Annotated in this window: 24 protein-coding genes; 15 read left to right on the plus strand and 9 right to left on the minus strand. The window is 70.0% G+C overall.

Annotation, left to right across the window (positions count from 1 at the left end):
• Nucleotides 1-37 precede the first annotated feature (37 nt).
• The gene (locus ACIRL2_RS20640; RefSeq protein ID WP_395873319.1) at nt 38-172 is read right to left on the minus strand and encodes a hypothetical protein; all 135 of its coding nucleotides are present in this window, start codon (nt 170-172) and stop codon (nt 38-40) included.
• 180 nt (nt 173-352) lie between these two features.
• Here ACIRL2_RS20640 and ACIRL2_RS20645 point away from each other — a divergent pair, with 180 nt between their 5' ends.
• The 6 genes from ACIRL2_RS20645 (at nt 353) to ACIRL2_RS20670 (ending at nt 6527) form a co-directional block, all read left to right on the plus strand.
• Nucleotides 353-811 (plus strand): Lrp/AsnC family transcriptional regulator, encoded by a 459-nt coding sequence (locus tag ACIRL2_RS20645; RefSeq protein ID WP_026219445.1) that lies wholly within the window; start codon nt 353-355, stop codon nt 809-811.
• Nucleotides 812-917: 106 nt separating this feature from the next.
• Nucleotides 918-1877 (plus strand): threonine/serine dehydratase, encoded by a 960-nt coding sequence (locus tag ACIRL2_RS20650; RefSeq protein WP_402233869.1) that lies wholly within the window; start codon nt 918-920, stop codon nt 1875-1877.
• Nucleotides 1878-1957: 80 nt separating this feature from the next.
• Entirely contained in the window at nt 1958-3121 is a 1164-nt protein-coding gene (gene mqnE / locus ACIRL2_RS20655; RefSeq protein WP_395873317.1) for an aminofutalosine synthase MqnE, read from the plus strand.
• Nucleotides 3122-3214: 93 nt separating this feature from the next.
• Complete coding sequence (locus ACIRL2_RS20660; protein WP_402233871.1) at nt 3215-4282, plus strand: SUKH-4 family immunity protein; 1068 nt, start codon at nt 3215-3217, stop codon at nt 4280-4282.
• Between the two features lie 130 nt (nt 4283-4412).
• On the plus strand, nt 4413-4724 hold the full coding sequence (locus ACIRL2_RS20665; protein WP_395873383.1) for a DUF4229 domain-containing protein: 312 nt from the start codon (nt 4413-4415) through the stop codon (nt 4722-4724).
• Between the two features lie 402 nt (nt 4725-5126).
• On the plus strand, nt 5127-6527 hold the full coding sequence (locus ACIRL2_RS20670; RefSeq protein ID WP_402233873.1) for a dicarboxylate/amino acid:cation symporter: 1401 nt from the start codon (nt 5127-5129) through the stop codon (nt 6525-6527).
• 61 nt (nt 6528-6588) lie between these two features.
• Here ACIRL2_RS20670 and ACIRL2_RS20675 read toward each other — a convergent pair whose 3' ends face one another.
• The gene (locus ACIRL2_RS20675) at nt 6589-7740 is read right to left on the minus strand and encodes a helix-turn-helix transcriptional regulator (protein WP_395873314.1); all 1152 of its coding nucleotides are present in this window, start codon (nt 7738-7740) and stop codon (nt 6589-6591) included.
• Nucleotides 7741-7814: 74 nt separating this feature from the next.
• Between ACIRL2_RS20675 and ACIRL2_RS20680 the strand changes: the two genes are divergently transcribed.
• The 3 genes from ACIRL2_RS20680 to ACIRL2_RS20690 all read left to right on the plus strand — a co-directional run bounded on the left by ACIRL2_RS20680 (nt 7815) and on the right by ACIRL2_RS20690 (nt 10771).
• Nucleotides 7815-9554, plus strand: a complete 1740-nt coding sequence (locus ACIRL2_RS20680; protein ID WP_402233875.1) for an MFS transporter — start codon at nt 7815-7817, stop codon at nt 9552-9554.
• A gap of 144 nt (nt 9555-9698) precedes the next feature.
• Entirely contained in the window at nt 9699-10217 is a 519-nt protein-coding gene (locus tag ACIRL2_RS20685; protein WP_395873312.1) for a GNAT family N-acetyltransferase, read from the plus strand.
• 50 nt (nt 10218-10267) lie between these two features.
• Nucleotides 10268-10771, plus strand: coding sequence for a DUF4186 domain-containing protein (locus tag ACIRL2_RS20690; RefSeq protein ID WP_395873311.1), 504 nt, complete (start codon nt 10268-10270; stop codon nt 10769-10771).
• A gap of 121 nt (nt 10772-10892) precedes the next feature.
• Here the strand turns inward: ACIRL2_RS20690 and ACIRL2_RS20695 are convergent, their stop codons facing one another.
• Complete coding sequence (locus tag ACIRL2_RS20695; RefSeq protein ID WP_402233878.1) at nt 10893-11900, minus strand: fibronectin type III domain-containing protein; 1008 nt, start codon at nt 11898-11900, stop codon at nt 10893-10895.
• 115 nt (nt 11901-12015) lie between these two features.
• Entirely contained in the window at nt 12016-12312 is a 297-nt protein-coding gene (locus ACIRL2_RS20700; protein ID WP_402233880.1) for a multiprotein-bridging factor 1 family protein, read from the minus strand.
• A 353-nt stretch (nt 12313-12665) separates the two neighbouring features.
• On the opposite strand from ACIRL2_RS20700, the gene ACIRL2_RS20705 reads away from it, so the two are divergent.
• The 3 genes from ACIRL2_RS20705 to ACIRL2_RS20715 all read left to right on the plus strand — a co-directional run bounded on the left by ACIRL2_RS20705 (nt 12666) and on the right by ACIRL2_RS20715 (nt 15648).
• On the plus strand, nt 12666-13505 hold the full coding sequence (locus ACIRL2_RS20705; RefSeq protein ID WP_402233882.1) for a hypothetical protein: 840 nt from the start codon (nt 12666-12668) through the stop codon (nt 13503-13505).
• A gap of 73 nt (nt 13506-13578) precedes the next feature.
• Nucleotides 13579-14370 (plus strand): hypothetical protein, encoded by a 792-nt coding sequence (locus ACIRL2_RS20710; RefSeq protein ID WP_402233884.1) that lies wholly within the window; start codon nt 13579-13581, stop codon nt 14368-14370.
• A 129-nt stretch (nt 14371-14499) separates the two neighbouring features.
• Complete coding sequence (locus ACIRL2_RS20715) at nt 14500-15648, plus strand: cystathionine gamma-synthase (RefSeq protein ID WP_402233885.1); 1149 nt, start codon at nt 14500-14502, stop codon at nt 15646-15648.
• 159 nt (nt 15649-15807) lie between these two features.
• Here the strand turns inward: ACIRL2_RS20715 and ACIRL2_RS20720 are convergent, their stop codons facing one another.
• The 3 genes from ACIRL2_RS20720 to ACIRL2_RS20730 all read right to left on the minus strand — a co-directional run bounded on the left by ACIRL2_RS20720 (nt 15808) and on the right by ACIRL2_RS20730 (nt 17594).
• A complete protein-coding gene (locus ACIRL2_RS20720) occupies nt 15808-16152 on the minus strand; it encodes a hypothetical protein (RefSeq protein ID WP_402233886.1) in 345 nt (114 codons plus the stop codon).
• A 399-nt stretch (nt 16153-16551) separates the two neighbouring features.
• Nucleotides 16552-16749, minus strand: a complete 198-nt coding sequence (locus ACIRL2_RS20725; RefSeq protein WP_402233888.1) for a DUF397 domain-containing protein — start codon at nt 16747-16749, stop codon at nt 16552-16554.
• On the minus strand, nt 16746-17594 hold the full coding sequence (locus ACIRL2_RS20730) for a helix-turn-helix domain-containing protein (protein WP_402233889.1): 849 nt from the start codon (nt 17592-17594) through the stop codon (nt 16746-16748). The genes ACIRL2_RS20725 and ACIRL2_RS20730 overlap by 4 nt, the downstream gene beginning before the upstream one ends.
• Nucleotides 17595-18169: 575 nt before the next feature.
• On the opposite strand from ACIRL2_RS20730, the gene ACIRL2_RS20735 reads away from it, so the two are divergent.
• A complete protein-coding gene (locus tag ACIRL2_RS20735; protein ID WP_402233891.1) occupies nt 18170-18874 on the plus strand; it encodes a hypothetical protein in 705 nt (234 codons plus the stop codon).
• Nucleotides 18875-18954: 80 nt separating this feature from the next.
• On the opposite strand, the gene ACIRL2_RS20740 is transcribed toward ACIRL2_RS20735, so the two are convergent.
• Both ACIRL2_RS20740 and mca read right to left on the minus strand, forming a co-directional pair.
• Nucleotides 18955-19176 (minus strand): hypothetical protein, encoded by a 222-nt coding sequence (locus ACIRL2_RS20740; RefSeq protein ID WP_402233893.1) that lies wholly within the window; start codon nt 19174-19176, stop codon nt 18955-18957.
• Between the two features lie 121 nt (nt 19177-19297).
• A complete protein-coding gene (gene mca, locus ACIRL2_RS20745; RefSeq protein ID WP_395873382.1) occupies nt 19298-20152 on the minus strand; it encodes a mycothiol conjugate amidase Mca in 855 nt (284 codons plus the stop codon).
• Between the two features lie 170 nt (nt 20153-20322).
• Between mca and ACIRL2_RS20750 the strand changes: the two genes are divergently transcribed.
• Nucleotides 20323-20709 (plus strand): DUF4307 domain-containing protein, encoded by a 387-nt coding sequence (locus tag ACIRL2_RS20750; RefSeq protein ID WP_395873296.1) that lies wholly within the window; start codon nt 20323-20325, stop codon nt 20707-20709.
• Between the two features lie 261 nt (nt 20710-20970).
• Nucleotides 20971-21468 (plus strand): transcription elongation factor GreA, encoded by a 498-nt coding sequence (gene greA / locus ACIRL2_RS20755; protein ID WP_395873297.1) that lies wholly within the window; start codon nt 20971-20973, stop codon nt 21466-21468.
• Nucleotides 21469-21491: the final 23 nt, after the last annotated feature.

Raw genomic sequence — 21491 nt, forward strand, 5'->3', positions numbered from 1 at the left:
CGGGAGCCTTGACGGTCTTGCCGGATCCGCCGGGCGATCAGCGCCCGGACTTGCGGCGGCCGACCAGACGCTTCACACGCTTGAGCGTGCTGGACGGCTGGGTGGCACGTGAGCGTTCCGCGATGGCATGCAGTTCCTGCATGTGTGCGCGGGCCATCTCCAGGGTGTACACGGTTTTGTCTCCCCACGAGTCGTCATCGGAGGCTTGTAGCTCCCGATGCCTTTGATTCTAAGGGTTAGAATCAGAATCGTCCAATGAATTACAGGCCCCATGCGGGTTTGCGCCTCTGTCATGTCGCAGACCCCTGACGGCCCCCCGGTGGACACCATCGATTACCTGGAGGAAACGGACATGGATGCCGTCGACCGCAAGCTGATCCAGGCGCTGCGCGGCAACGGGCGGGCGTCGTACGCGGAGCTGGGTCGACTCGTCGGCCTGTCCGGGCCGAGCGTCACCGATCGCATCAACCGGCTCGAACAGGCCGGCGTGATCACCGGCTACCGCGCCTCCGTCGACCCGGTCTCGCTCGGCCTGGGCGTGACCGCGCTGATCGGGATCCAGCTCTCCGACGCGGCCGACCACGACGACGTGAGCCGCCGGCTGCGCGACCTCGACGAGATCGAGGACTGCTGGTTCATCGCCGGAGACGACTCGTTCATGCTCAAGGTCCGGGTCTCGGACATGGAGGGCCTGGAGAACGTGGTCCGCCGCCTCTCCGGCACCCGCGGGGTGGCCCGTACCCGCACCACCGTGGTGCTCTCGACCAAGTGGGAGTACCGCGCGGCCGAACTGCCCGAACCCACGGAATAGCCGTGCCGAGCCCCGCACGGCCGTGCCCGACCCGCCGAGCGGCCGCGCCGGCCGTGCCCGGAAAAGATCGGCGGTCGCGCCCACGCCTGCTCGTAGTGTGGCGGACATGACGAACCTGGTGACTCTCGAAGACCTCGAGGCCGCACGGAAGCGGATCGCGGGCACGGCCGTACGCACCCCGTTGCTGCCGTCCCTGCACGGTGACGCCGACCGACCCCTCTGGCTCAAGCCGGAGGGTCTCCAGGGGATCGGCGCGTTCAAGATCCGCGGCGCGTACAACGCGATCGCGGGGTTGACCGAGGCCGAGCGCTCGCGCGGGGTCGTCGCACACTCCAGCGGCAACCACGCGCAGGCGGTGGCCTACGCGGCCCGCCTGTTCGGTGCCCGGGCGGTGATCGTGATGCCGGACACCACGCCGACCGTCAAGATCGAGGCCACCCGCGCGCTGGGCGCCGAGGTGGTCATCGTCACCCCCGAGCGGCGGGACACCGCGGCCGGCGAGTTGTCCGCCGAGCACGGCTACGCGTTCGTGCCGCCCTACGACGACGCGCGGATCATCGCCGGCCAGGGCACCGCCGGCCTGGAGATCATCGAGGACCTGCCCACCGCGGACACCGTGCTGGTCCCGGTCAGCGGCGGCGGCCTGATCTCCGGCATCGCCGCCGCGGTCAAGCTGACCAGCCCGCGTACCAAGGTGATCGGCGTCGAGCCCGAACTGGCCGCCGACGCGGCCGAGTCCCTCCGTACCGGCGTGCGCACCACGTGGTCCAGCACCGACACCTACCGCACGATCGCCGACGGCCTGCGCAGCACCTCGGTGGGCGTACTGCCGTTCGCGCACATCCAGGCGTACGTGGACGACATCGTCACGGTGACCGAGGAGCAGATCCGCGAGGCGATGCGCTTCCTGGGTCGGCGCGCGCGCCTGGTCGCCGAGCCCTCGGGCGCGGTGGCCACCGCGGCCTACCTCTTCCGCCAGGACGCGCTGCCCGCCGGCCGCGAGCACGTCGCCGTGGTCAGCGGTGGCAACGTCGATCCCGCGCTGTACGCCGAGGTGATGGCCTGAGCGAGGGCTCGGCATACCGGGCGTAACCTCGTAGCAGCCGTGCAGCGGCGGACGAGAAGATCTAGAGGGAGTGCCGACACATGGACGCGGGCCTGCGCAAGGAGATCGAGGACAAGGTTTTCGCCGGGGAGCGCTTGAGCCGTGAGGACGGCATCGCGCTCTACGCGAGCGACGACCTGGCGTGGCTCGGCGGGCTCGCGCACCACGTGCGGACGGTGAAGAACGGCGACAAGGTCCACTTCAACGTCAACCGTCACCTCAACATGACGAACGTGTGCAACGCCTCGTGCGCCTACTGCTCGTTCCAGCGCAAGCCGGGCGAGAAGGACGCGTACACGATGCGGATCGAGGAGGCGGTGCGGCTCGCGAAGGAGATGGAGCCGGACGGCATCACCGAACTGCACATCGTCAACGGCCTGCACCCGACCCTCCCGTGGCGCTACTACCCGAGGTCGCTCAGCGCGCTCAAGGAGGTGCTGCCGAACGTCGCGCTGAAGGCGTTCACCGCGACCGAGATCCACTGGTTCGAGAAGATCTCCGGCCTGTCCGCGTCGGACATCCTCGACGAGCTGATGGACGCGGGCCTGGAGTCGCTCACCGGCGGCGGCGCGGAGATCTTCGACTGGGAGGTCCGGCAGCACATCGTCGACCACGACACGCACTGGGAGGACTGGTCGCGGATCCACCGGCTCGCGCACTCCAAGGGCCTCAAGACCCCGAGCACGATGCTCTACGGCCACATCGAGGAGCCGCGGCACCGGGTCGACCACGTCATCCGACTGCGTGAACTCCAGGACGAGACCGGCGGGTTCCAGGTCTTCATCCCGCTGCGCTACCAGCACGACTTCCACGACAGCAAGGACGGCATCGTCCGCAACCGGCTCCAGGCCCGGACCAGCATGGCCACCGGCGCCGAGGCGCTCAAGGTGTTCGCGGTCTCCCGGCTGATGTTCGACAACGTTCCGCACGTGAAGTGCTTCTGGGTCATGCACGGCCTGGCCACCGCGCAACTCGCGCTCAACCACGGCGCGGACGACCTGGACGGCTCGGTCGTGGAGTACAAGATCACCCACGACGCGGACGACTTCGGCACGCCGAACAAGATGACCCGCGACGACCTGCTCGACCTGATCCGGGACGCGGGCTTCCGTCCGGTGGAACGCAACACCCGTTACGAGACGCTGCGCGAGTACGAGGGCCCCGACCCGGCCCGCCGCGACACGCCGCAGCCGATGAAGCTCTGACGTCGCGCCGGCGGGTGCGCCCGGACTCGGGCCCGGGTCCGGACCGCCCGTCGTGGCCGAACGTGTTCGACGATGGCTCGGGAGGGCTGCCGGATGGCTGACGCGCTGCGGATCCCGCTCACCCGGGCGCAGGTCGAGGAGTGGTTCGGCGACGTGGTCCGGCGCGATCTGCCGGAGATCGCGCACGCGCCCACCCGGCGCTTCCTGGCCGAGGTGGGTCTGCCGCGCGAGGCCGCGCTGATCCGGTTCGAACCGGGCGGCACCCGGGACCACCTGATCGTGCTCGGCACGTACGGCTCGCCGCACACGCCGTCGTACGCGGTGCTGCTCGAGGGCACGACCGGTCGGGTGTTCGTCGAGCAGCGCTTCGGCGATCCGACGCCGATGTCGATGGACGTGTCCACCCTGGTGCGCAACACGGGCCTGGTGGAGGCGATCCGGGCCGGTCGCGGGCCGGTGCGCACCGGCGAGGAACTGATCGACCTGCTCGGCGAGACCGAACCCGAGTTGGATCCGAGGCACTCGTTCTGGCACACGTCCTTCGCGCTGTGGCAGTTGCGCCGGGCGGCGGTGCCGGGCGAGGGCCTGGCCGTGCGGATCACGCCGGCGATGCTGGACCTGGTGTACGAGAACGAGTTCTCCGGCTACGACGAGCGGCAGTTGCCCGCCGCGATCACGCACGAGCCGACCCGGCGCTTCCTGCTCGACGTCGGGTTGATCGACGCGTGGGCCTACCTGGACATGCGCAGCGACGACAAGCCGCTGGTGACCCTGGCCGAGTTGATCGCCGAGCGCCGGGCCGACTGGGACGACGAACCCGAGCCGCCCGCGGACGCGGAGCACCTGGTCGTCCTGGGCTACGTCAGCGAGGACGGCGACCTGCTCGTGGACGGCCGTACCGGGGTGGTCCGGCGCTGGTACACCGGCGGTGACGAGCCGGCGATGGACACGCTCAACACCGATCTGTCCACGCTCGCCTTCACCATGTGGGTGATCGGGCGGATGCGCCGGCAGGGCGAGCGGTTCGGCATCGGCATCCACGACGTGTGGGAGCCGATCGTGGTCGACCTGCTGTCGTCGGTCGATCCGCTCGCGTGGGCGGAGCCGGGAGGCTACTGGGAGTACATGATCCTGGACGGCATCAACGGCCTCGGCCCGTGAGAGGACCGGTCGGGTTCCGAGTCGGGGCCCGGCTCGGCGTCTCGAATACGGGATGCTTGACTGGAGGGGACGGCCCGGCTCGCGCCCGCCGCCACTCGTACCGCTCTGGCTAGGGGAACCGAAGGTGACCATGTCGAATCCCGCGCTGCGCTACTCGCTCTACCGGCTCGGCATCTTCGCCGCGTTGTTCGGCGTGGTCATGGTCGTGTTCGGGTTCTTCGACCTGGACGGTCGGGGGAACGTCTTCATCGCGATCGCCATCGCGGCCGCGGCTTCGGCGGTGATCAGCTACAAGTTCCTGAACGCGGAGCGGGACGCGATGTCCGAGGCCCTGTACGAGCGCATGCAGCGGGCCAAGCAGCGCATCGCCGAGGACAACCGCGCCGAGGACGAGGCGGTGGCCCCGATCACCCGGATCGCCAAGACCAAGGAAGCCTCCTAGGCCGCCTGTTGGTCGAGGGGGCCGTGCGGCACGGGACGTCTTCCGGTCGAGGAAGCCTCTTAAGCGAGGTGTGGCCGGCCGTGTCCGTGGGTGTCCGGCGGTGTCCGTTCCGTAATTCTTTGCGTTTATCGGTTTAGTGTCGCTATCCTCATTTCCATGATTGGTGCAGGCGACACGCAGTTGACGGACGCGGCGGTGGGTTTCCCGCTCGTGTCCCGTCGGCACGTCGACCTGGGCCGTTGCGCCACCGCGCTGTGTCGCGGCTGACCGCCGCCGTGCCCCTGCCGGGCTGACGTCTCCACGCTCGTCGCCCCGACCGCCCGCACGCCGGCCCTCCGCGGCCGTTCTGCGCGAAGTATCGCTTCTTCGTAGTCCTTCCTGCGGGCACACGTGTGCCTATTGATGCGCAGGTTCACGGCCGCTCCGTACCGCCACCCCCGTCCCCCACGGTGCCCGTTCAGGAGCCCTGCCTTGTCTGCTGTCGATTCACTCAAGACCCTGAAGAGAACTCCCTTCTGGGCCCAGATAGCCGCCGGCCTCGTGCTCGGCGTGGCCTTCGGCTTCATCGCCAAGGAATACAACGTCTCGTGGCTGACCCAGACGCTCGACCAGATCGGCACGATCTTCGTCCAGCTGCTCAAGCTGGCCGTACCGCCGCTGGTGTTCACCGCGATCCTGGTCAGCGTCGTCAACCTGCGGAACGTCAACAACGCCGCGCGGCTGGCCGCGCGCACGCTGCTGTGGTTCCTGATCACGTCGCTGATCGCGGTCGCGATCGGCCTCACCATCGGCCTGGTCACCAACCCCGGCGACGGCTTCAAGCTGCCGGCCGACCCGGGCAAGGCGCCGAAGACCAACGGTGACTGGCTCGACTTCATCACCGGCATCGTGCCGACCAACATCGTCACCGCCTTCTCCGAGGTCAAGGTCCTGCAGATCGTCTTCCTGGCGGTCGTGCTCGGCTCGGCGATCCTGTCGGTCGGCGCCAAGGCCGAACCGCTGGTCAAGGGCGCCGAACTGGTCCTGGAGATCATCCAGAAGGCGCTGTGGTGGGTGATCAAGCTGTCCCCGCTGGGCACGCTCGGTCTGATCGGCACCTCGGTCGCCACCTACGGCTGGGACCTGATCAAGCCGCTGGGCACCTTCACCGCCGACATCTACATCGGTTGCGCGCTGGTGATGTTCGTGGTCTACCCGCTGCTGCTCGCGCTGGTCGGCAAGGTCAACCCGCTGAACTACTTCAAGGGCGCGTGGCCGGCCATCCAGCTCGCGTTCGTCTCGCGCTCGTCGGTCGGCACCATGCCGGTCACCCAGAAGGTCACCGAGCGCCTCGGCGTCCCGAAGGACTACGCCTCGTTCGCGGTGCCGTTCGGCGCCACCACGAAGATGGACGGTTGCGCCGCGGTCTACCCGGCGATCGCCGCGATCTTCGTCGCCGAGGTCTACGGCGTGAACCTGGGCATCAAGGAATACCTGCTGATCGCGTTCGTCTCGGTGATCGGCTCGGCGGCCACCGCCGGTCTCACCGGCGCGATCATCATGCTGACCCTCACGCTCAGCACGGTGAACCTACCGCTGGCGGGCGTCGCGCTGCTGCTGGCGATCGACCCGATCCTGGACATGATGCGGACCGCGACCAACGTGGCCGGGCAGATCGTGGTGCCGATCCTGGTCTCCGCTCGGGAGAAGACGCTGGATCTGGAGAAGTACAACAACCCGCGTGATCTGGAAGCGCCCGACGAGCCGGCCACGCCGCACGTCCCGCTCCAGAAGACGGCGGAGCGCGAACCGGTCTCGGTCTGACGCTCCCGCTCGACCGGCGCCCCCGATCCCCTCGTGCCGAAGGGGTCGGGGGCGCTGTCGTTCATCGGCGGGGAGCGGCGGGGGCGTCCTCGGGGTCCTCGACAGGCGCGGGCGCAGGCGCGGGTGCGGGGCCGGGGATGTCGGCGGTGGTGGTGACCGCGGGGCCTGTCGGCTCCGCCGCGGTCGCTCCCTCCGTGGTCGCTCCCTCCACGGTCGTCCCCTCCGCGATGGCCGTCGCCGCGTCCGCCGCGTCGGCGACCGGGGTCGCGCCGCTGTAGCGTCGGGCCAACCGGCGGATGTAGGCGACCAGTTCCGGCGGGTCCTCGATCTCGAAGTCGGCGTCGAGCAGGCTGATGTAGACGGCCAGGTTCTCGATGCTGGACGCGCTCGTCTCGAACAGGCAGGTGTCGTCGTCGACCACCGCGAACGCGCCGAAGGCGGGCGGCACCTTCTCGGCGACCGAGCCGATCGGGGCGCGCACCAGCACCCGGGCGCGGAACTGCCCGCGCGCGCTCTGCACACCCTGGTTCACGAAGGCCGCCACGTCGCCGTCGGCGGGCAGTTCGCGCGGGGTGAAGCGGGGGCCGTGCGGCGGACGCGGGGTGATCCGGTCCATCCGGAAGGTGCGCCAGTCCTCGCGCTTGACGTCCCACGCCACCAGGTACCAGCGGCCCATCCGGTGCACGAGCCGATAGGGCTCGACCACGCGCGAGGTCTCCTTGCCGTCGTGCGAGCTGTACCGGAAGCGCAGTTGCTCGTGGTCGCGGCAGGCGCCGGCCAACACGGTCATCACGTCCATGTCCACGGCCGGACCGGTCTGGCGGACCGGGACGGTGTACTTCTGCAGCGCCTTGACCCGGCGATGCAGCCGGGACGGCAACACCTGGTCGAGCTTGGCGAGGGCGCGTAGCATCGCCTCGTCCATGCCGTCCACCACGCTGCCGGCGGCGATCCGCAGTCCGACCACGATGCTCACCGCTTCCTCGTCGTCCAGCAGGAGCGGCGGCAGCGCCTTGCCGGCGCCGAGGCGGTAGCCGCCGACCACGCCGCGGCGCGCGTGCACCGGATAGCCCAGGCCGCGCAGCCGCTCGATGTCGTAGCGGACCGTCCGCCCGCTCACGCCGAGCCGTTCGGCGAGTTCGGGGCCGGTCCAGTCGGGCCGCGTCTGCATGAGCGAGAGCATGCGCAGGAGTCGCGCGGAGGTTTCCAGCATGCGTCGAAGTCTGCCGGCTCCGGGGTGATCAATCAGGAACGAACATTGCCTGTTTCGAATCTAGTCTCGGAGTTGTGGAAAACAGCGGCGAGAAGACCCTCGCGACCCCGACGTCCCAGTCCCCGGTAGGCCCGCGGCAGCGCTGGCTCGGTCTTCTGGCGGTGCTGGCCGCCACCTTGATGAACCTGCTCGACTCCAGCGTGGTGGGCGTCGCGGCCCCCGCGATCCGCGGCGATCTGGGCGGGAGCTACGCGAGCCTGCAGTGGATCGCGGCCGGCTACACGCTCGCCCTCGCGGTGGGCCTGCTCACCGGCGCGCGGCTCGGCGACATGTACGGCCGCAAGTTCATGCTGATGGTCGGCGTGGTCGGCTTCGTGGTGCTCTCGGTGGCCTGCGCGATCGCCTGGTCGCCGGAGACGCTGATCATCGCGCGGGTGCTCCAGGGGCTGCTCGGCGCGCTGATGATCCCGCAGACGTTCGGCCTGATCCGGGACCTGTTCCCGCCGGCCGAGATCGGCAAGGCGTTCGCGGTGTTCGGCCCGGCGATCGGACTGTCCACGGTGCTCGGGCCGATCGTCGCGGGCGTGCTCGTGGACGGCGACGTGTTCGGCACCGGGTGGCGGATGATCTTCCTGATCAACATTCCGCTGGGCGCGTTCGCGTTGCTGATGGGGTGGCGGATGTTGCCCGACGTGGCGCCGAGCGAGGCGGGCGGGCGGCTGGACGTGGTGGGCATGGCGCTCGCCGGTGTCGGTACCTTCATGCTCGTGCACCCGCTCGTCCAGGGTCGCGAACTGGGTTGGCCGGTATGGTCGTTGGTCGAGTGTGCGGCGTCGCTGCCGATGCTTGCCGCGTTCGCGGTGTACCAGTTGCGCCGCGAGGCGGCCGGCAGGGTGCCGCTGATCAAGCTGGGCGTGTTCCGGCGTCGCTCGTACGCCTCGGGCGTCGGCTTCGTGATGGTCTTCTTCGGCGCGATCGTCGGGATCTCGATGGCGATCGGCCTGTTCCTCCAACTGGGCCTGGGCTACAGCCCGACCCGGGCCAGCCTGACGATGGGCGTGTGGGCGCTCGGCGCGTTCCTCGGCTCCGGCTTCAGCGGCGTGGTGATGGGCAAGCTGGGCCGGCGCATCCTGCACATCGGGCTGGCCGTGATGGCGGCCGGCATCGCCTGGATGTACCTGGTCTTCGCGGACGCCGGGGCGGACATCGGCACCGGCGATCTGCTCGCGCCGCTCGGGCTGTTCGGGCTCGGCATGGGGATGATCTTCGTGCCGGTCTTCGACATCATCATGGGCGAGGTCGAGGACCACGAGGTCGGTTCGGCCTCCGGCGTGCTCGAGTCCGTCCAGCAGTTGGGTGCCTCGCTGGGCATCGCGATCCTGGGCACGGTGTTCTTCGGCGTGATCGGGGCCCAGGCCACGCACAACTTCGACGAGAGCGCGGCACCGAGGCTGCGTACGGAGCTGACCGCGGCGGGTGTGCCGGTGAGTACGCAGGACGCGATCGTGGCCGGGCTGCGGGCGTGCGTGGACGCCCGGGAGAACGCGACCGACCCGGACCGGCTCCCGGCGAGCTGCACGACCGTCCCGATCACCCCGGCCTCCGCCGAGCCGGTCGCGAAGGCGGGCGCCGAGACGCACACCCGCTCCTCGATCGACGCGGTCAAGCGCACGACTCTGCTGGCCTTCGGCCTGACCGTGATCGCCTTCGCCCTGGGCTTCCTCCTCCCCAAGCGAGCCCGGGAGAACCAGTTCACACCGGCGGAGCCGACGTCGCCCTCCTCGACCCGGGAACGCGAGCCGGCCCTGGCCTGACCCCAGGCACCGTCACCGAGCGGCGCGGGACACCCACCACGGGTCCCGCGCCGCTCGCCGTTCCCGCCGGCCTCGGCTTTCGCCCGCCCGGGGCCGGATCCCGGGGCGGTTCGAGGGGTGGAGCGGGCGCGGGAGAATGGTTGTATGACAACGCCCGTCCGGCTTTCCGCGATCGATCTCGTCACGTACACCCCCGGTCTGGCCGCGCTGCTCGTGGACGCGGTCGAGGACGGGGCCGGGGTCGGCTTCCTCGCCCCGCTGCCGATCGACGCGGCCGCCGAGTGGTGGGCGGCCCAGGGGGCCGAGATACGCAGCAACCGCACCATCGTGTGGGTCACCTCGGACCACGAGGGCGTCACCGGGACCATCCGGCTGCGCCTGGCCGGCATGCCCGACAGCCGACATCGCGCCGCGGTCGCCGGGCTGCTGGTCCACCGCCGTGCCCGGGGCAACGGGCTGGCCCGCGAACTCCTGGCCACCGCGGAGCGGTTCGCCGCCGCCGCGGGACGCAGTCTGCTCACCCTGGACGCCCCGACCGGCAGCGGCGCGGAGCGCCTGTACAAGCGCGCCGGCTGGATCGAGTCGGGCGCCATCCCGGCTTACGCCGCCGACCCCTCGGGCGTGCTGCGCTCCACCACGATCTTTCACAAGCAACTGGGCTGACGGGCCGAAGGTACGCGGGCCGACCGGGACCGGTTACCGTTGAAGGCGATATGACAACCAAGACCTCCAAGGGCGCCAGGCCCGAGCCGCTCGACGCCCGCCTGGACGCGATCGGCAAGCTCCCCTCCCGCGCCAAGTTCCACCTGCCCGGTCGGGAGCGTACGGTCGCCCAGACGCTGGGTGAATCCGGTGTGCGCTGGTACGCGTACGACCTGGTCGCGCGCCGCCTGGGCCCGGCGCGGCCCAGCAAGGAGGGCCGCCAGACGCCGTACCGGGGCCACCCGGTCTTCGTGGCCCAGCACGCCACGGGCACGTGCTGCCGAGGCTGCCTCGAGGAACTGCACGCCATCCCGCAGGGACGGCAGCTCGACAAGGCCGAACTCAACTATGTCGTCAACGTGATCTGTTTGTGGCTGACCCGCGAGATCGGCCCGGTCGCCAAGCCGAGCGGTCGCGCGGCCCGCACTCCGCGCTCGGCGATGCCGACCATCCCGGAGAACCCGACGGGCTCCACCAGGTCCACCCGCGCGACCCGCGCGTCGCGGTCGCGCTGACGGCTTCCCGGCCGCCGGGGGACCGGCTTCCGGGTATCCACTCCCGGCGAAGCGCTCAAGTGCGCGTCGACGCGGCCGACGGCGTCGACGGGTCTTTGGGTGTCCACCCCGGGCGAAGCGCTCAAGGGCCGGTCGACGCGGCCGACGGCGCCGACGGGTCCGTGCCGCCGGCCGGCGCGTCGGTGAGGGTCAGGTCGGCGGAGAAGGCACCCCACTTGCCGTCGGGCAACTGGCCCCGGATCTTCAGCACCCGCCCGGCCACCGGCTGATCACCCAGCGGAAGGCTGTACTGCGCCGTACCGGACGGCGGCGCCACCCCCCACATCACCGTGGTCAGGAACTTCCCGTCCAGGTACACCTCGTAGCTCGCGACCGCCCCGTCGACGTCCGGCGGCGTCCAGCTCAGGTCGACGTACGTGCCGTCCACCGCGACCCGAGGCACCGCGCGCAGCCCGGTCGGCGCGGTGTCGCGACTATCGCCGGTGCCCTGCTCGGTGAGCACCGCCGCGGCGTTGCTCTCCGGCGACTTGTTGTCCGCGGCGTCGCGCGCGGTGACCGTGAAGCTGTACTCGGTGCCCGGTCGGAGCCCACTGACCACCGCCGTGGTCAGGTCTCCCGCGACGCTGTGCACCCGCACACCGGCCTGCCACACGTCGTACGCGGTCACCCCCACGTCGTCCGTGGCGGCCTCCCAGGACAGCGTGGCTCCGCCTGAGCCCCGGGCCTGCCCCCGCACGTTCCGCGGCGCGGTCGGCGGTACGCGCTCGCCCTGGGCCACGGACAAGGTCGTGGCCGGCACGACCGCGCTCGCCGGCGACACGTTCCCGGCCCTGTCCCGCGCCCGCACGGAGAACGAGTACGCGGTCCCGGGGGTCAGTCCGCCGACGTCGACCATGTGCCGCCCGCCGGTCACGTCCAGCACCTTCGCGTCCCCGCGATAGACCTCGAACACCGCGACGTCCGGATCCGCGCGCCACATCACGTGCACCGATACCGAACTCGACGCGAGTGCGGTGACCTCGCCGGGCACCGCCGGCGCCGAGGTGTCCTTCCCGTCCTCGGAACACCCCGTCACCACGAGCGCAACGGCCAACCCGGTCAAGCCGATCCATGCCATTCGTCGCGCCACGACGCCTCTCTCCACCGAGAGCAAATTGGTCTAGACATATATGGCACAGCACCCGGCCCGCGAACAAGACACGAGTCGGCACGGACTCACCCGGAGCAGTCCCCCCACCGCTCGTTCAAGCCGCCGTGTGCGGCGCCAGGCGCACGATCAGCTTGGCATCCAACGCTCTCGCCAGCCGCTCCAGCACCTGGATCGTCGGCACGGTCCGACCTGCCTCGAAGCGAGCCACGGCCGACTGGGTCATCCCGGCGGCGTCGGCGAGGACGGCCTGCGTGAGCCCGTGTCGCTCGCGCATCTCCCGAACGCTGCGCCCGAGCTCGAACGCGATCCGAGTCGCCTCGTAAGCCTCGTCGGCGCCGGCTTCCGCCATGCGCCGCGAGCGGATCTCCTGCCAGTCACTGCGGCCGGTCATACGCTTACTCCTCGCTTTATAGCGCTGATGCTATGAACGTGGATCCGGTTCACCCGTCGAAAGCCGAGCCGTTCGCCCGACCGTGTTCGTAGTGGATGTTCACAGTGGGACGAAGCGGTCGAAGGGAGTGCGTGCGCGGGGTGGGGCGGCGCCTCGTGCGTGCACTCACACGGAACTCCCATGAAACCCGCGTAGACCCCGGCCAGGGCTCGTGCGGTGACCGTGGCGAGCCTGCCCGTGGCGGCGAAGTAACCCTCGTAGTAGCGCTGTTCCCGCACGCGAGGCGTCGCCACCGGCTTCAATGGTTGTCGAGGCGAACGTTTCGGAAGCGGGGGCGGTCCATGATGCGCGTGGTGGCTGTGGGGGCGGCCCTGATCGTGAGCGGCGCGCTCGTGGTCGGGTGTCAGGGCGGTTCGTCCAAGGGGGGTTCGTTCGGCCTGAAGAGCGACCCGCCCACCACGAGCGCGAGCCAGGGGGACCACACCGATCCGCCCCCGCCGCCGGCCCCTCCCTCGCCGGATCCGGTCACCCCCGCGCCGCCGGTGTCCATCACGCCGCGCCCGACCGCGACCACGCGCGCCGACGTCGCGCTCACCACCCCGCAGGCGCAGGCGCTGGTCGCGGCGGTCGTACTGGTGCCCAAGGACTGGGGACCGACCTACGTCCCGCAGGAACGCAACTACGAGTACACCGGGCTGCACCGGGTGGTCACCGGCACCGACTGCAAGCAGGTGGTCCAGGGCACCACCCCGGGCGCGCTCGCGACGATGGTGCGCTACGTGTACATCCCGGACGGCCAACCGAGCGTGGACAACCTCAGCAAGACGCTCGCGACCTCCTCGGCGACGGTGTACGCCAACACGGCGGCGGCCCGGACCGACATGAAGATCGGGATCGACGACGGGCGGCGCTGCCCGAACCAGGTGCTCGCCGGCGACGAGAAGCTGACCGGCATCCAGATCTTCGACCTGACCGTCGAGGGCATCGACGAGGTACACGTCGCGCGCGCCCAGTGGGTCAGCGGACGTGGCGGCGCGCCGTTCCAGTACGTGTGGGTGACGGCCCGTCAGGGCCAGATGGTGCTCACCGCGGCCGTCGTCGACCGGGGCGACAAGACCTTCGAGTCGGCCAAGAACCAGGCCGTCGACGCTCTTGCCAAGATGGTCGCGCGTACCCGGGTGCAACTGCGCTGACCCCCGCCAAGCGTGGTGAATACCATGAGGGTTCACGCACACGGGGGGCATCGGGATGTACGGCATCAGAAGAGTGGCGGTTCACGCGGTCGGTCCGATACTCGGCGCCCTGTTGCTCGCGGGCTGCGCCGACGGTGGTGACGATCCGTTCGCGGTGGCTCCCGAGGCGGCGCCCACCAGCGCCGACCCGATGGTCAAGGGCCCGGGGACGAGCGGTTCCCCCTCGCGCCCGAGCGCTTCCGCCACCCGCCCGGTCGCCACCACCGCGCCGCCGAGCCGTACCCCCGAGCAGGCACAGGCGCTGGCCACGTCGCTCGCGCTCGGCCCGGAGGACTGGGGGACCGGCTTCGTCCGGCAGAGCACGTACGAGTTCTCCGGCGAGACCTGGACCGACTACGCCGCCGACTGCACGCAGCAGACCGTGCCCCTGGCGCCGAGCATCGTCGGCCAGTGGGTACGCCAGGTGCAACTGCCGGATCCCGGCCGGCCCGCGCAGCTTTCCAGCGGCAGCACCACCGTGATCGTGCACAAGGACGTGCGCGGCGCGCGTGAGCAGGCGCAGAACGCGCGCCAGGTCAAGGACCGTTGCCCGACCCGCACCTACCCGGACGGCACTCAGGCGAAGGACACCCCGGGCGCCCGACAGCCCGCGTTCCCGGAGGCGGACGAGGTGTTCGCCGAGGAGGGCCTGATGTACCCCAAGGCCGGCGGCGGACCGTACCCGTACGTCGTGCTGACCCTGCGCAAGGACACCGTCGTGATGTCCTCCTACTTCAGCGGCCCCACCGCCGAACGGCTTCCCGAAGTACGCACCCGCGCCGGCCAGGCCGGCCGCCTGATGCTCGACCGCCTGCTGCGGTCCTGATCGGGCGCCCGGCCCGGCCCGGGGAACTCGCCGCCACCGCACGGTCGGGCGGACAACGGCCTCGGTCCGGGCCGGCGCCCGTGCGGTGGAAGTGCGCCGGAGGCCGCCGGGGCGACTAACGTTTCGGTCATGACCCAATCGCACGGCTTTGAGACCCTGGCGATCCACGCCGGGCAGGAACCCGACCCGCTGACCGGGGCCGTGGTTCCGCCGATCTACCAGGTGTCCACGTACAAGCAGGACGGTGTCGGCGGACTGCGCGGCGGTTACGAGTACAGCCGCTCCGGCAACCCGACCCGTACCGCGCTCGAGGAATGCGTCGCGGCCCTGGAGGACGGCACCAGGGCCCTGACCTTCGCGTCCGGTCTGGCCGCCGAGGACTGCCTGTTGCGCGCCCTGTGCGCGCCGGGCGCCCACGCGGTGATCCCGGACGACGCCTACGGCGGCACGTATCGGCTGTTCGCGAAGGTCGCCTCCCGCTGGGGCATCGACTACACCCCCGCGCACGCCGGCGACCTCGACGCGGTGCGCGCCGCGATCCGGCCGGGCATCACGAAGATCGTCTGGTGCGAGACGCCGAGCAACCCGCTGCTGGGGGTGGCCGACATCGCCGCGCTGGCGGCCGTCGCGCACGACGCTGGCGCGCTGTTCGTGGTGGACAACACGTTCGCCTCGCCCTACCTCCAGCAGCCGCTGACGCTGGGCGCCGACGTGGTGGTGCACTCGACCACGAAGTACATGGGCGGACACTCCGACGTCATCGGCGGCGCCCTCGTGGTCCGGGACACGGGCCTGGCCGAGGAGTTGGCCTTCCACCAGAACGCGATGGGCGCGGTGCCCGGGCCGTTCGACGTGTGGCTGACGCTGCGCGGGCTGAAGACCCTCGGGGTCCGGATGGACCGGCACTGCGCGAACGCCGAGCGGGTGGTGGACCTGCTGTCCCGGCACCCGCGGGTGAGCGAGGTGCTCTATCCCGGGCTGCCGGGACACTCGGGCCACGATGTCGCGGTCAAGCAGATGAAGGCGTTCGGCGGCATGGTGTCGTTCCGGGTGGACGGTGGCGAGGAGGCCGCCGTGCGGGTGTGCAACCGGACCGAACTGTTCACGCTCGGCGAGTCGCTGGGCGGCGTCGAGTCGCTGATCGAGCACCCGGGCCGGATGACCCACGCCTCCGCGGCCGGCTCCCCGCTGGAAGTCCCCGGCGACCTGGTCCGCCTGTCGGTGGGCATCGAATCCGCCGACGACCTCCTGGCGGATTTGGAACGGGCGCTGGGCTGAACCCTGCGGCCGCCCTGCGGCCCGCGTGCTCTCGAACGCCGGGTGGCCCGACGTGGTCGGGCCACCCGGCGTCGGGGCCTGCGGGCCGCCGAGTTCCACTGCGGCCGGCACCGCACCCGCCCTTCGAACTCCTCGCCTCGCTCGCCGCCCCGGAGAGATTCAGATGGTGTCCGGACACTGGTAGGCCGCTCCCGGGCGACCGCCAGAGCTGTAGGCATCCTGGAAGTTCAGGCGGATCTTCGCCCCGCTGTGCCACCGGAGTTCGAGGCCGTAGGGGATCGCACCGAGCGGGTCTTCCTGTGAGTAGCGCGTGCTCACTTGCAGGAGCTCGGGACTTCCGCTGTTGACCACCAGGGCGGCCAGCCACTCCTCGATGTCGGCAACCTTGACCTTGGCCCCGTCGATCGTAGGCACCGATTCGATGCGCGCCGGTGGCTCACCCTGAACCTCGGTCTCCGGTTGGGCGTACTGGTCACCCTGTGCGGACTCCGCGGTGATGCTCAACGCGACCGTGGCCCCGTTCCTCAGCCGGAACGAGACTCCGTACGGACCCGGGCGAGGAGCCTTCTGCTTACCGGCCTCGGGCGGATCGCAACATCGGTAACCGCGCCGGACTGCCTGAGCAGCTCGGCCAACCAGGGCTCAAATCGCACGGGACGCATCGGTGCCTCTCGACGGGGGTGGGATTCAGCAGTTTGGATCGGGAGGCCGACTACCCCAGATTCGAGAGCGTGAATGAGATCTACATGAGCGAGGCCAGGCGCGACGTCCTTGCCGAGCCCACGCTCCTCTTCTCGAATGTCCGGCGGTAAAGAGGCCGTTGTTCCCGCCGGGTGGGATCTTGAGCCCCGCCGGCCGGTCCGGACGGCGGCGTTCGCCCGAAATCGACCGGCGGCGGGGTGGTCAACCCTGGTGAATGCCCGCGATGAACGCGCGGAACTGGTCATGGCCGAAGGTCAGTACGGGGCTCCGGTCGAGCTTGGAGTCCCGGGTCCCGACGATGGCCAGCAGGATCGCCGCCTCGACGCAAGAACCGCTGGATCCGCTGTGGCTGGACTTGAACCACTCCGCGCAGGTGAGGTCCATTGGGCTGGTGCTCAATTCATCTCCTTCTCGATGCGTTCAAGCATCTTGATGGTGTCCTCCGGGTCATTCGCAGCACCCACCAACTGGTCCCGAGCATGCTGGAACTTCCGAACGTCAGCGGGCCGCTGCAAGTAGATGTTCCCGCCCGCCGTCTCCAGATAGACCCCAGGTGGCGTGAGTTGCTCGAACCCGAGCAAGGTGAAGCCTCCGTTCAAGCCGACGTGAGCACCCTTGGCCTGGGCAAGAATCTGGATGTTCACGTTCGGGAGAGTGGATAGCTCAGCCAGTTGGCGCAGTTGTGCACACATGACATCGACGCCGCCAAGCGGTCGTCGAAGGGCGCTCTCCTCGTGGATTGCCCATACCGCGATCGGGTTCTCGGAACGAGTAAGTGCGCTCTGCCGCTCAAGGCGGAAGCGCACGAGTCGTTCCACGTCGTCCGGCTCGTACTCCGTGCTGATCATCGCTCGGGCATACGCCTCGGTCTGGAACAACCCATTGACAAGGATCGGTTCGTACACGTCCAGCGTGACGGCGTCGGATTCGAGCCCGGCGTATGTGCTCATGCCGGATGGCAGCACGTCGTCGTACGCCTCCCACCATCCGCGCTGCTGCGCATCCCGGTGAATCTGGAGGACGGCCGCAACCTGGGCTTCCTCGGTGACGCCGTACCAGGCCAGCAGATCCTTGACATCGCGACTGGTGATCGGTGCCTGACCCGTCTCCACGCGGCTGATCTTGGCTTGCGAGCACTCCAGGTGCGCGGCGGCATCCTCGATCAACCGTCCGGCCGAGACGCGCAAGCGCCGCAACTCCGCCCCGAGTTGCCGTTTCCGTACGGTCGGCCCGCTGGTGGCCACGTGCGGCTCCCCCTCTGGTCGTCCTGCCTCGCCGCACCAGTGTGCCCGAGCGTCACGGAGACGAGCATGAGCGTCACTCACACGAGTGAAAGATCCGAAATGAGCCATGTATTTGCCTCACGCACTTGCGTGGAGTAGGTGCGACCGTGATTCTCGATATCACGGTCCGTAGCGCATTGATTGCTCATCTCGGTGCGCGATGCCCTGTTCAGGGCGTTCGGACCTGCCGATTCGGTGAGGAGCAGCCATGACACAAGGGCACCGCGCATGAAGTTCGATGCATTTGCGCCGAGCCCCGAAGGGCGTCGGCTGTTGGACGAGCTGGTGGGAAAACAGGTGTGCGACACCCGATCGGGGGTGTGTGGCGTTCTGGTGGACGTCATCGGGTCCACCGCCTACGCGCGGATGCCGTCCGCGTTGGAGTGGCGGGCGCCCATCGGGTGCATCGCAGCGATTCCGCCGAACGCGGCCGAAGGACAGGCGCGTTGAGTGCCGACGGGCGTAGGGGGTGGGGCGGACCTGGACAGCTTGCCCCACCCCCCTCGTGCCCCCAAGTGAAAGGACACTTCCCCACGATGACAGATGATCGCGACGACATTCGCCCCGGCCCGGCCTGGATTTCGGCGCTCGAACGGGTGCCGGACGCGCGGCTGCGGCTTCCCATTCCGGAGGCGGCCCGCAGTGGGCCCAAGCCGACGAACACATCCACCATCTGGCGGGCCTTCGGTACGTCGACCGCCCTGGTGCGCGCCGAGCCGCCCTACCGCGAGGCACGGCCGAGACTCCACCCGGAGACGACGGCACACCGCGTACCGGGTTGGTCAACCGGCGAGGAGATCGACAAGGCCGCCGACTTCGTCGAGCGCTACCGGGACGCCTGGTGCCGTGACGGCCGCACGGGGCGGGAGGGCACCCTCACCGCCGTCAACGGTCGAAGCGCCTACCTGCGCGCCATGAACGGCGTCGAGTTCACCTGCCGACTGCCGACACTCGTGATCGTCCGGCTACCGCCCCCGCGCCTGTACCGGCGGGTTCGCTACGTCGGGAAGGAGGACCCGGCCCGCCGCCCACCGGGCGACATCATGGAGACGTGGGCCGTCACCAACGGCACGCTCGCGACCGTGCAACCACGCACCGGCCCGGCCTGGTTCGCCCTGCTCGCCGATCTCGAACGCGACCTCCCGGCCGGCCCCGTGGCCGACTGGGACGATCCCCCGTTCATCCCGCACCACGCCGAGGACGAAGACGCGGGCCCGGACAGGTCCCCATCACATCCGTGACCACTGCACCCGCGCACCACACCTGCGCTCCGCACGCGAGGCACGAGGCGCGGGGCGAAAATCGCGGGTGATTCGGTCGGTCAGGCGACGGGCGCGCCCTTGTCCCGCTCGGGCTCGGCCGCCCGGTCGGCGGTGGCGCCCGGCTTGCCGTCCTCGTCGAAGTCCACCCGCTTGAGCTGCTTGTTCATCGACTTGAGCAGGAGCCAGGTGGCGACCGCGATCGCGGCGACCACCACGAACCCGAGCAGGCCGGGCGTGACCTTGCTCTCCTCGACCGCGAGCTGGAGCGCGAGCGGTGTCATGACGAACTACCTCCTGGATCGGGACCCCTTGTGAACAAGAGTGACATCCGATCGGCGGGACGTATGCACCGAGGGCCCGGAGAATCGTGCTCCGGGCCCTCGTACGGTCACCCGCGGGTGGTCAGCGCCGCACGCCCACCCGTACGCCCGCGAACAGGTCGTCCTCCGGCAGATCCGTGTCCACCAGCGAACGGACCAGCTCGTAGTCCTCCGTCGGCCACACCTCGCGCTGCACCGAGAGCGGCACCCGGAACCAGAAGCCGTCCGGGTCCACCTGGGTGGCGTGCGCGATCAGCGCCCGGTCGCGCGTCTCGAACCAGTCGGCGCACGGGATGCGCGTGGTGATGTCGCGCTCGTCGCGGTCGCCCCAGCGCTCCAGCCACTCGCCGTACGGCGACTCCAGGCCGCGGCTGAGCATGCCCTCGTGCAGCGCCTCGATCCGCGCGCGCGAGATGCCCTGGTTGTAGTACAGCTTCAGCGGCTGCCACGGCTCGCCGGACTCCGGATACGCGTCCGGGTCGCCCGCCGCGTCGAAGGCCACCATGGTGATCTTGTGCGTCTGGATGTGGTCGGGGTGCGGGTAGCCGCCGTTCTCGTCGTACGTGGTGATCACGTGCGGACGGAACTCGCGGATCAGCCGGACCAGCGGCTCGGCCGCCTTGTCCACGTCCAGCACCGCGAAGCAGCCGTCCGGGAGCGGCGGCAGCGGGTCGCCCTCGGGCAGCCCCGAGTCCTCCCAACCCAGCCACGCCTGCTCCACGCCCAGGATCGCGCGCGCCGCGTCCATCTCCTTGCGGCGCACCTCGTGGATGTTGGCCTCGATCTCCGGGTCGCCCTGGAGAGCGGGGTTGAGCACCGAGCCGCGTTCGCCGCCGGTACAGGTCGCGACGAGGACCTCGGCCCCCTCGGCGACATAGCGCGCCATGGTGGCCGCGCCCTTGCTCGACTCGTCGTCGGGGTGCGCGTGCACCGCCATCAGCCTCAGCCGATCGTCACTCACCGGAACGTCGCTCCTCATCCGTGCCCCGTGTCCCAGCCGCCGGGTCGTACCGCCGGGACCTGTCGAGGGCCGCTCTTGCACCGGACATATAGTGGCCGATAGATCTCGCTCGGGCACAAACCCGGGCCCGTCCCGCAGGAGACCCGGTGAGCGCAACGCCCGTCACCCGTTACGGCAAGGGCGCCACCCGAAGCGATCGAAAGTTGCGGATCGCGTTCGCGGTCTTCATGGTCGTGCTCGTGGCCGGGACGGTGTGGATCGGCCTCGATGTGGCGAACCCCGGCGTACGCGGGTCTATTCCGAGCTTCAAGGTCACCTCGGATTCCTCGGTGCAGGTCCAGGTGGAGATCCGTAAGGACAGCGACAAGGAAGCCGTCTGCGTGCTGCGTTCGCGCGACGAGGGCGGCGCCGAGGTGGGTCGCCGCGAACTGCGTTTCGCCAAGGGCGACAAGCACATCGAGCGCACCGAGACGCTGCAGACCATGGGCCGGCCCAACACCGCCGAGCTGGAGGACTGTCACACCGTCGGCTGAGCGGCGGTGCCGATGCCGTCGGCCGATCGTGTCCCGTGTCACCCGGGTGTGCGTGACTGCCCGAGACGTCGGGAGATTGTTACTCTCGAAGCTTCGTCCCCTCACGACCCGAGGTGTTCACACCGCGGACGGTGAGGGGGCGCTGGTATATGTGACCCCCTCCGCCGACCGGGCCCGCCCGGACGGCCGGTCGGACCGCGTGTACCTCATTCGTACGCACCGTGTACGCAACCCCTGTCGCAGACCTACGAGGAGCACCCCGTGACCCAGACCAGCGAAAGCGTCACCTGGCTCACCCAGGAGGCGTACGACCGGCTCAAGGCCGAGCTGGAACACCTGTCGGGTCCCGGCCGTTCCGAGCTCGCCGTGAAGATCGAAGAGGCCCGCCAGGAAGGCGACCTCAAGGAGAACGCGGGCTACCACGCGGCCAAGGAGGAACAGGGCAAGCAGGAGCTGCGGATCCGCCAGCTCATCGGCCTGCTCCAGAACGCCAAGGTGGGCGAGGCCCCCGCGGACGACGGCGTCGTCGAGCCCGGCATGGTCGTCACCGTGATCTTCAACGGCGACAAGGACGACCCCACGACCTTCCTGCTCGGTTCGCGCGAGGACGCGGTGAGCGACGTGGACGTCTACTCGCCGCAGTCGCCGCTGGGCAAGGCGATCAACGGCAGGACGGTCGGCCACAAGGCCACGTTCGCGCTGCCCAACGGCAAGAGCACCAGCGTCGAGGTGTTGGCGGCCAAGCCCTACAAGGGCTGAGCACCGACCCCGAGCGGCCCGCG

The organism is Embleya sp. NPDC127516, assembly GCF_044765325.1.
In the GTDB taxonomy this organism is placed as follows: domain Bacteria; phylum Actinomycetota; class Actinomycetes; order Streptomycetales; family Streptomycetaceae; genus Embleya.

Excerpts from the sequence above, each read along its gene's own strand:
- ACIRL2_RS20645 (WP_026219445.1), top strand. The coding sequence starts at position 353 with ATGGATGCCGTCGACCGCAAGCTGATCCAGGCGCTGCGCGGCAACGGG.
- ACIRL2_RS20650 (WP_402233869.1), top strand. The coding sequence starts at position 918 with ATGACGAACCTGGTGACTCTCGAAGACCTCGAGGCCGCACGGAAGCGG.
- mqnE (WP_395873317.1), top strand. The coding sequence starts at position 1,958 with ATGGACGCGGGCCTGCGCAAGGAGATCGAGGACAAGGTTTTCGCCGGG.
- ACIRL2_RS20660 (WP_402233871.1), top strand. The coding sequence starts at position 3,215 with ATGGCTGACGCGCTGCGGATCCCGCTCACCCGGGCGCAGGTCGAGGAG.
- ACIRL2_RS20665 (WP_395873383.1), top strand. The coding sequence starts at position 4,413 with ATGTCGAATCCCGCGCTGCGCTACTCGCTCTACCGGCTCGGCATCTTC.
- ACIRL2_RS20670 (WP_402233873.1), top strand. The coding sequence starts at position 5,127 with ATGCGCAGGTTCACGGCCGCTCCGTACCGCCACCCCCGTCCCCCACGG.
- ACIRL2_RS20675 (WP_395873314.1), bottom strand. The coding sequence starts at position 7,740 with ATGCTGGAAACCTCCGCGCGACTCCTGCGCATGCTCTCGCTCATGCAG.
- ACIRL2_RS20685 (WP_395873312.1), top strand. The coding sequence starts at position 9,699 with ATGACAACGCCCGTCCGGCTTTCCGCGATCGATCTCGTCACGTACACC.
- ACIRL2_RS20690 (WP_395873311.1), top strand. The coding sequence starts at position 10,268 with ATGACAACCAAGACCTCCAAGGGCGCCAGGCCCGAGCCGCTCGACGCC.
- ACIRL2_RS20700 (WP_402233880.1), bottom strand. The coding sequence starts at position 12,312 with ATGACCGGCCGCAGTGACTGGCAGGAGATCCGCTCGCGGCGCATGGCG.
- ACIRL2_RS20715 (WP_402233885.1), top strand. The coding sequence starts at position 14,500 with ATGACCCAATCGCACGGCTTTGAGACCCTGGCGATCCACGCCGGGCAG.
- ACIRL2_RS20735 (WP_402233891.1), top strand. The coding sequence starts at position 18,170 with ATGACAGATGATCGCGACGACATTCGCCCCGGCCCGGCCTGGATTTCG.
- ACIRL2_RS20740 (WP_402233893.1), bottom strand. The coding sequence starts at position 19,176 with ATGACACCGCTCGCGCTCCAGCTCGCGGTCGAGGAGAGCAAGGTCACG.
- mca (WP_395873382.1), bottom strand. The coding sequence starts at position 20,152 with ATGGCGGTGCACGCGCACCCCGACGACGAGTCGAGCAAGGGCGCGGCC.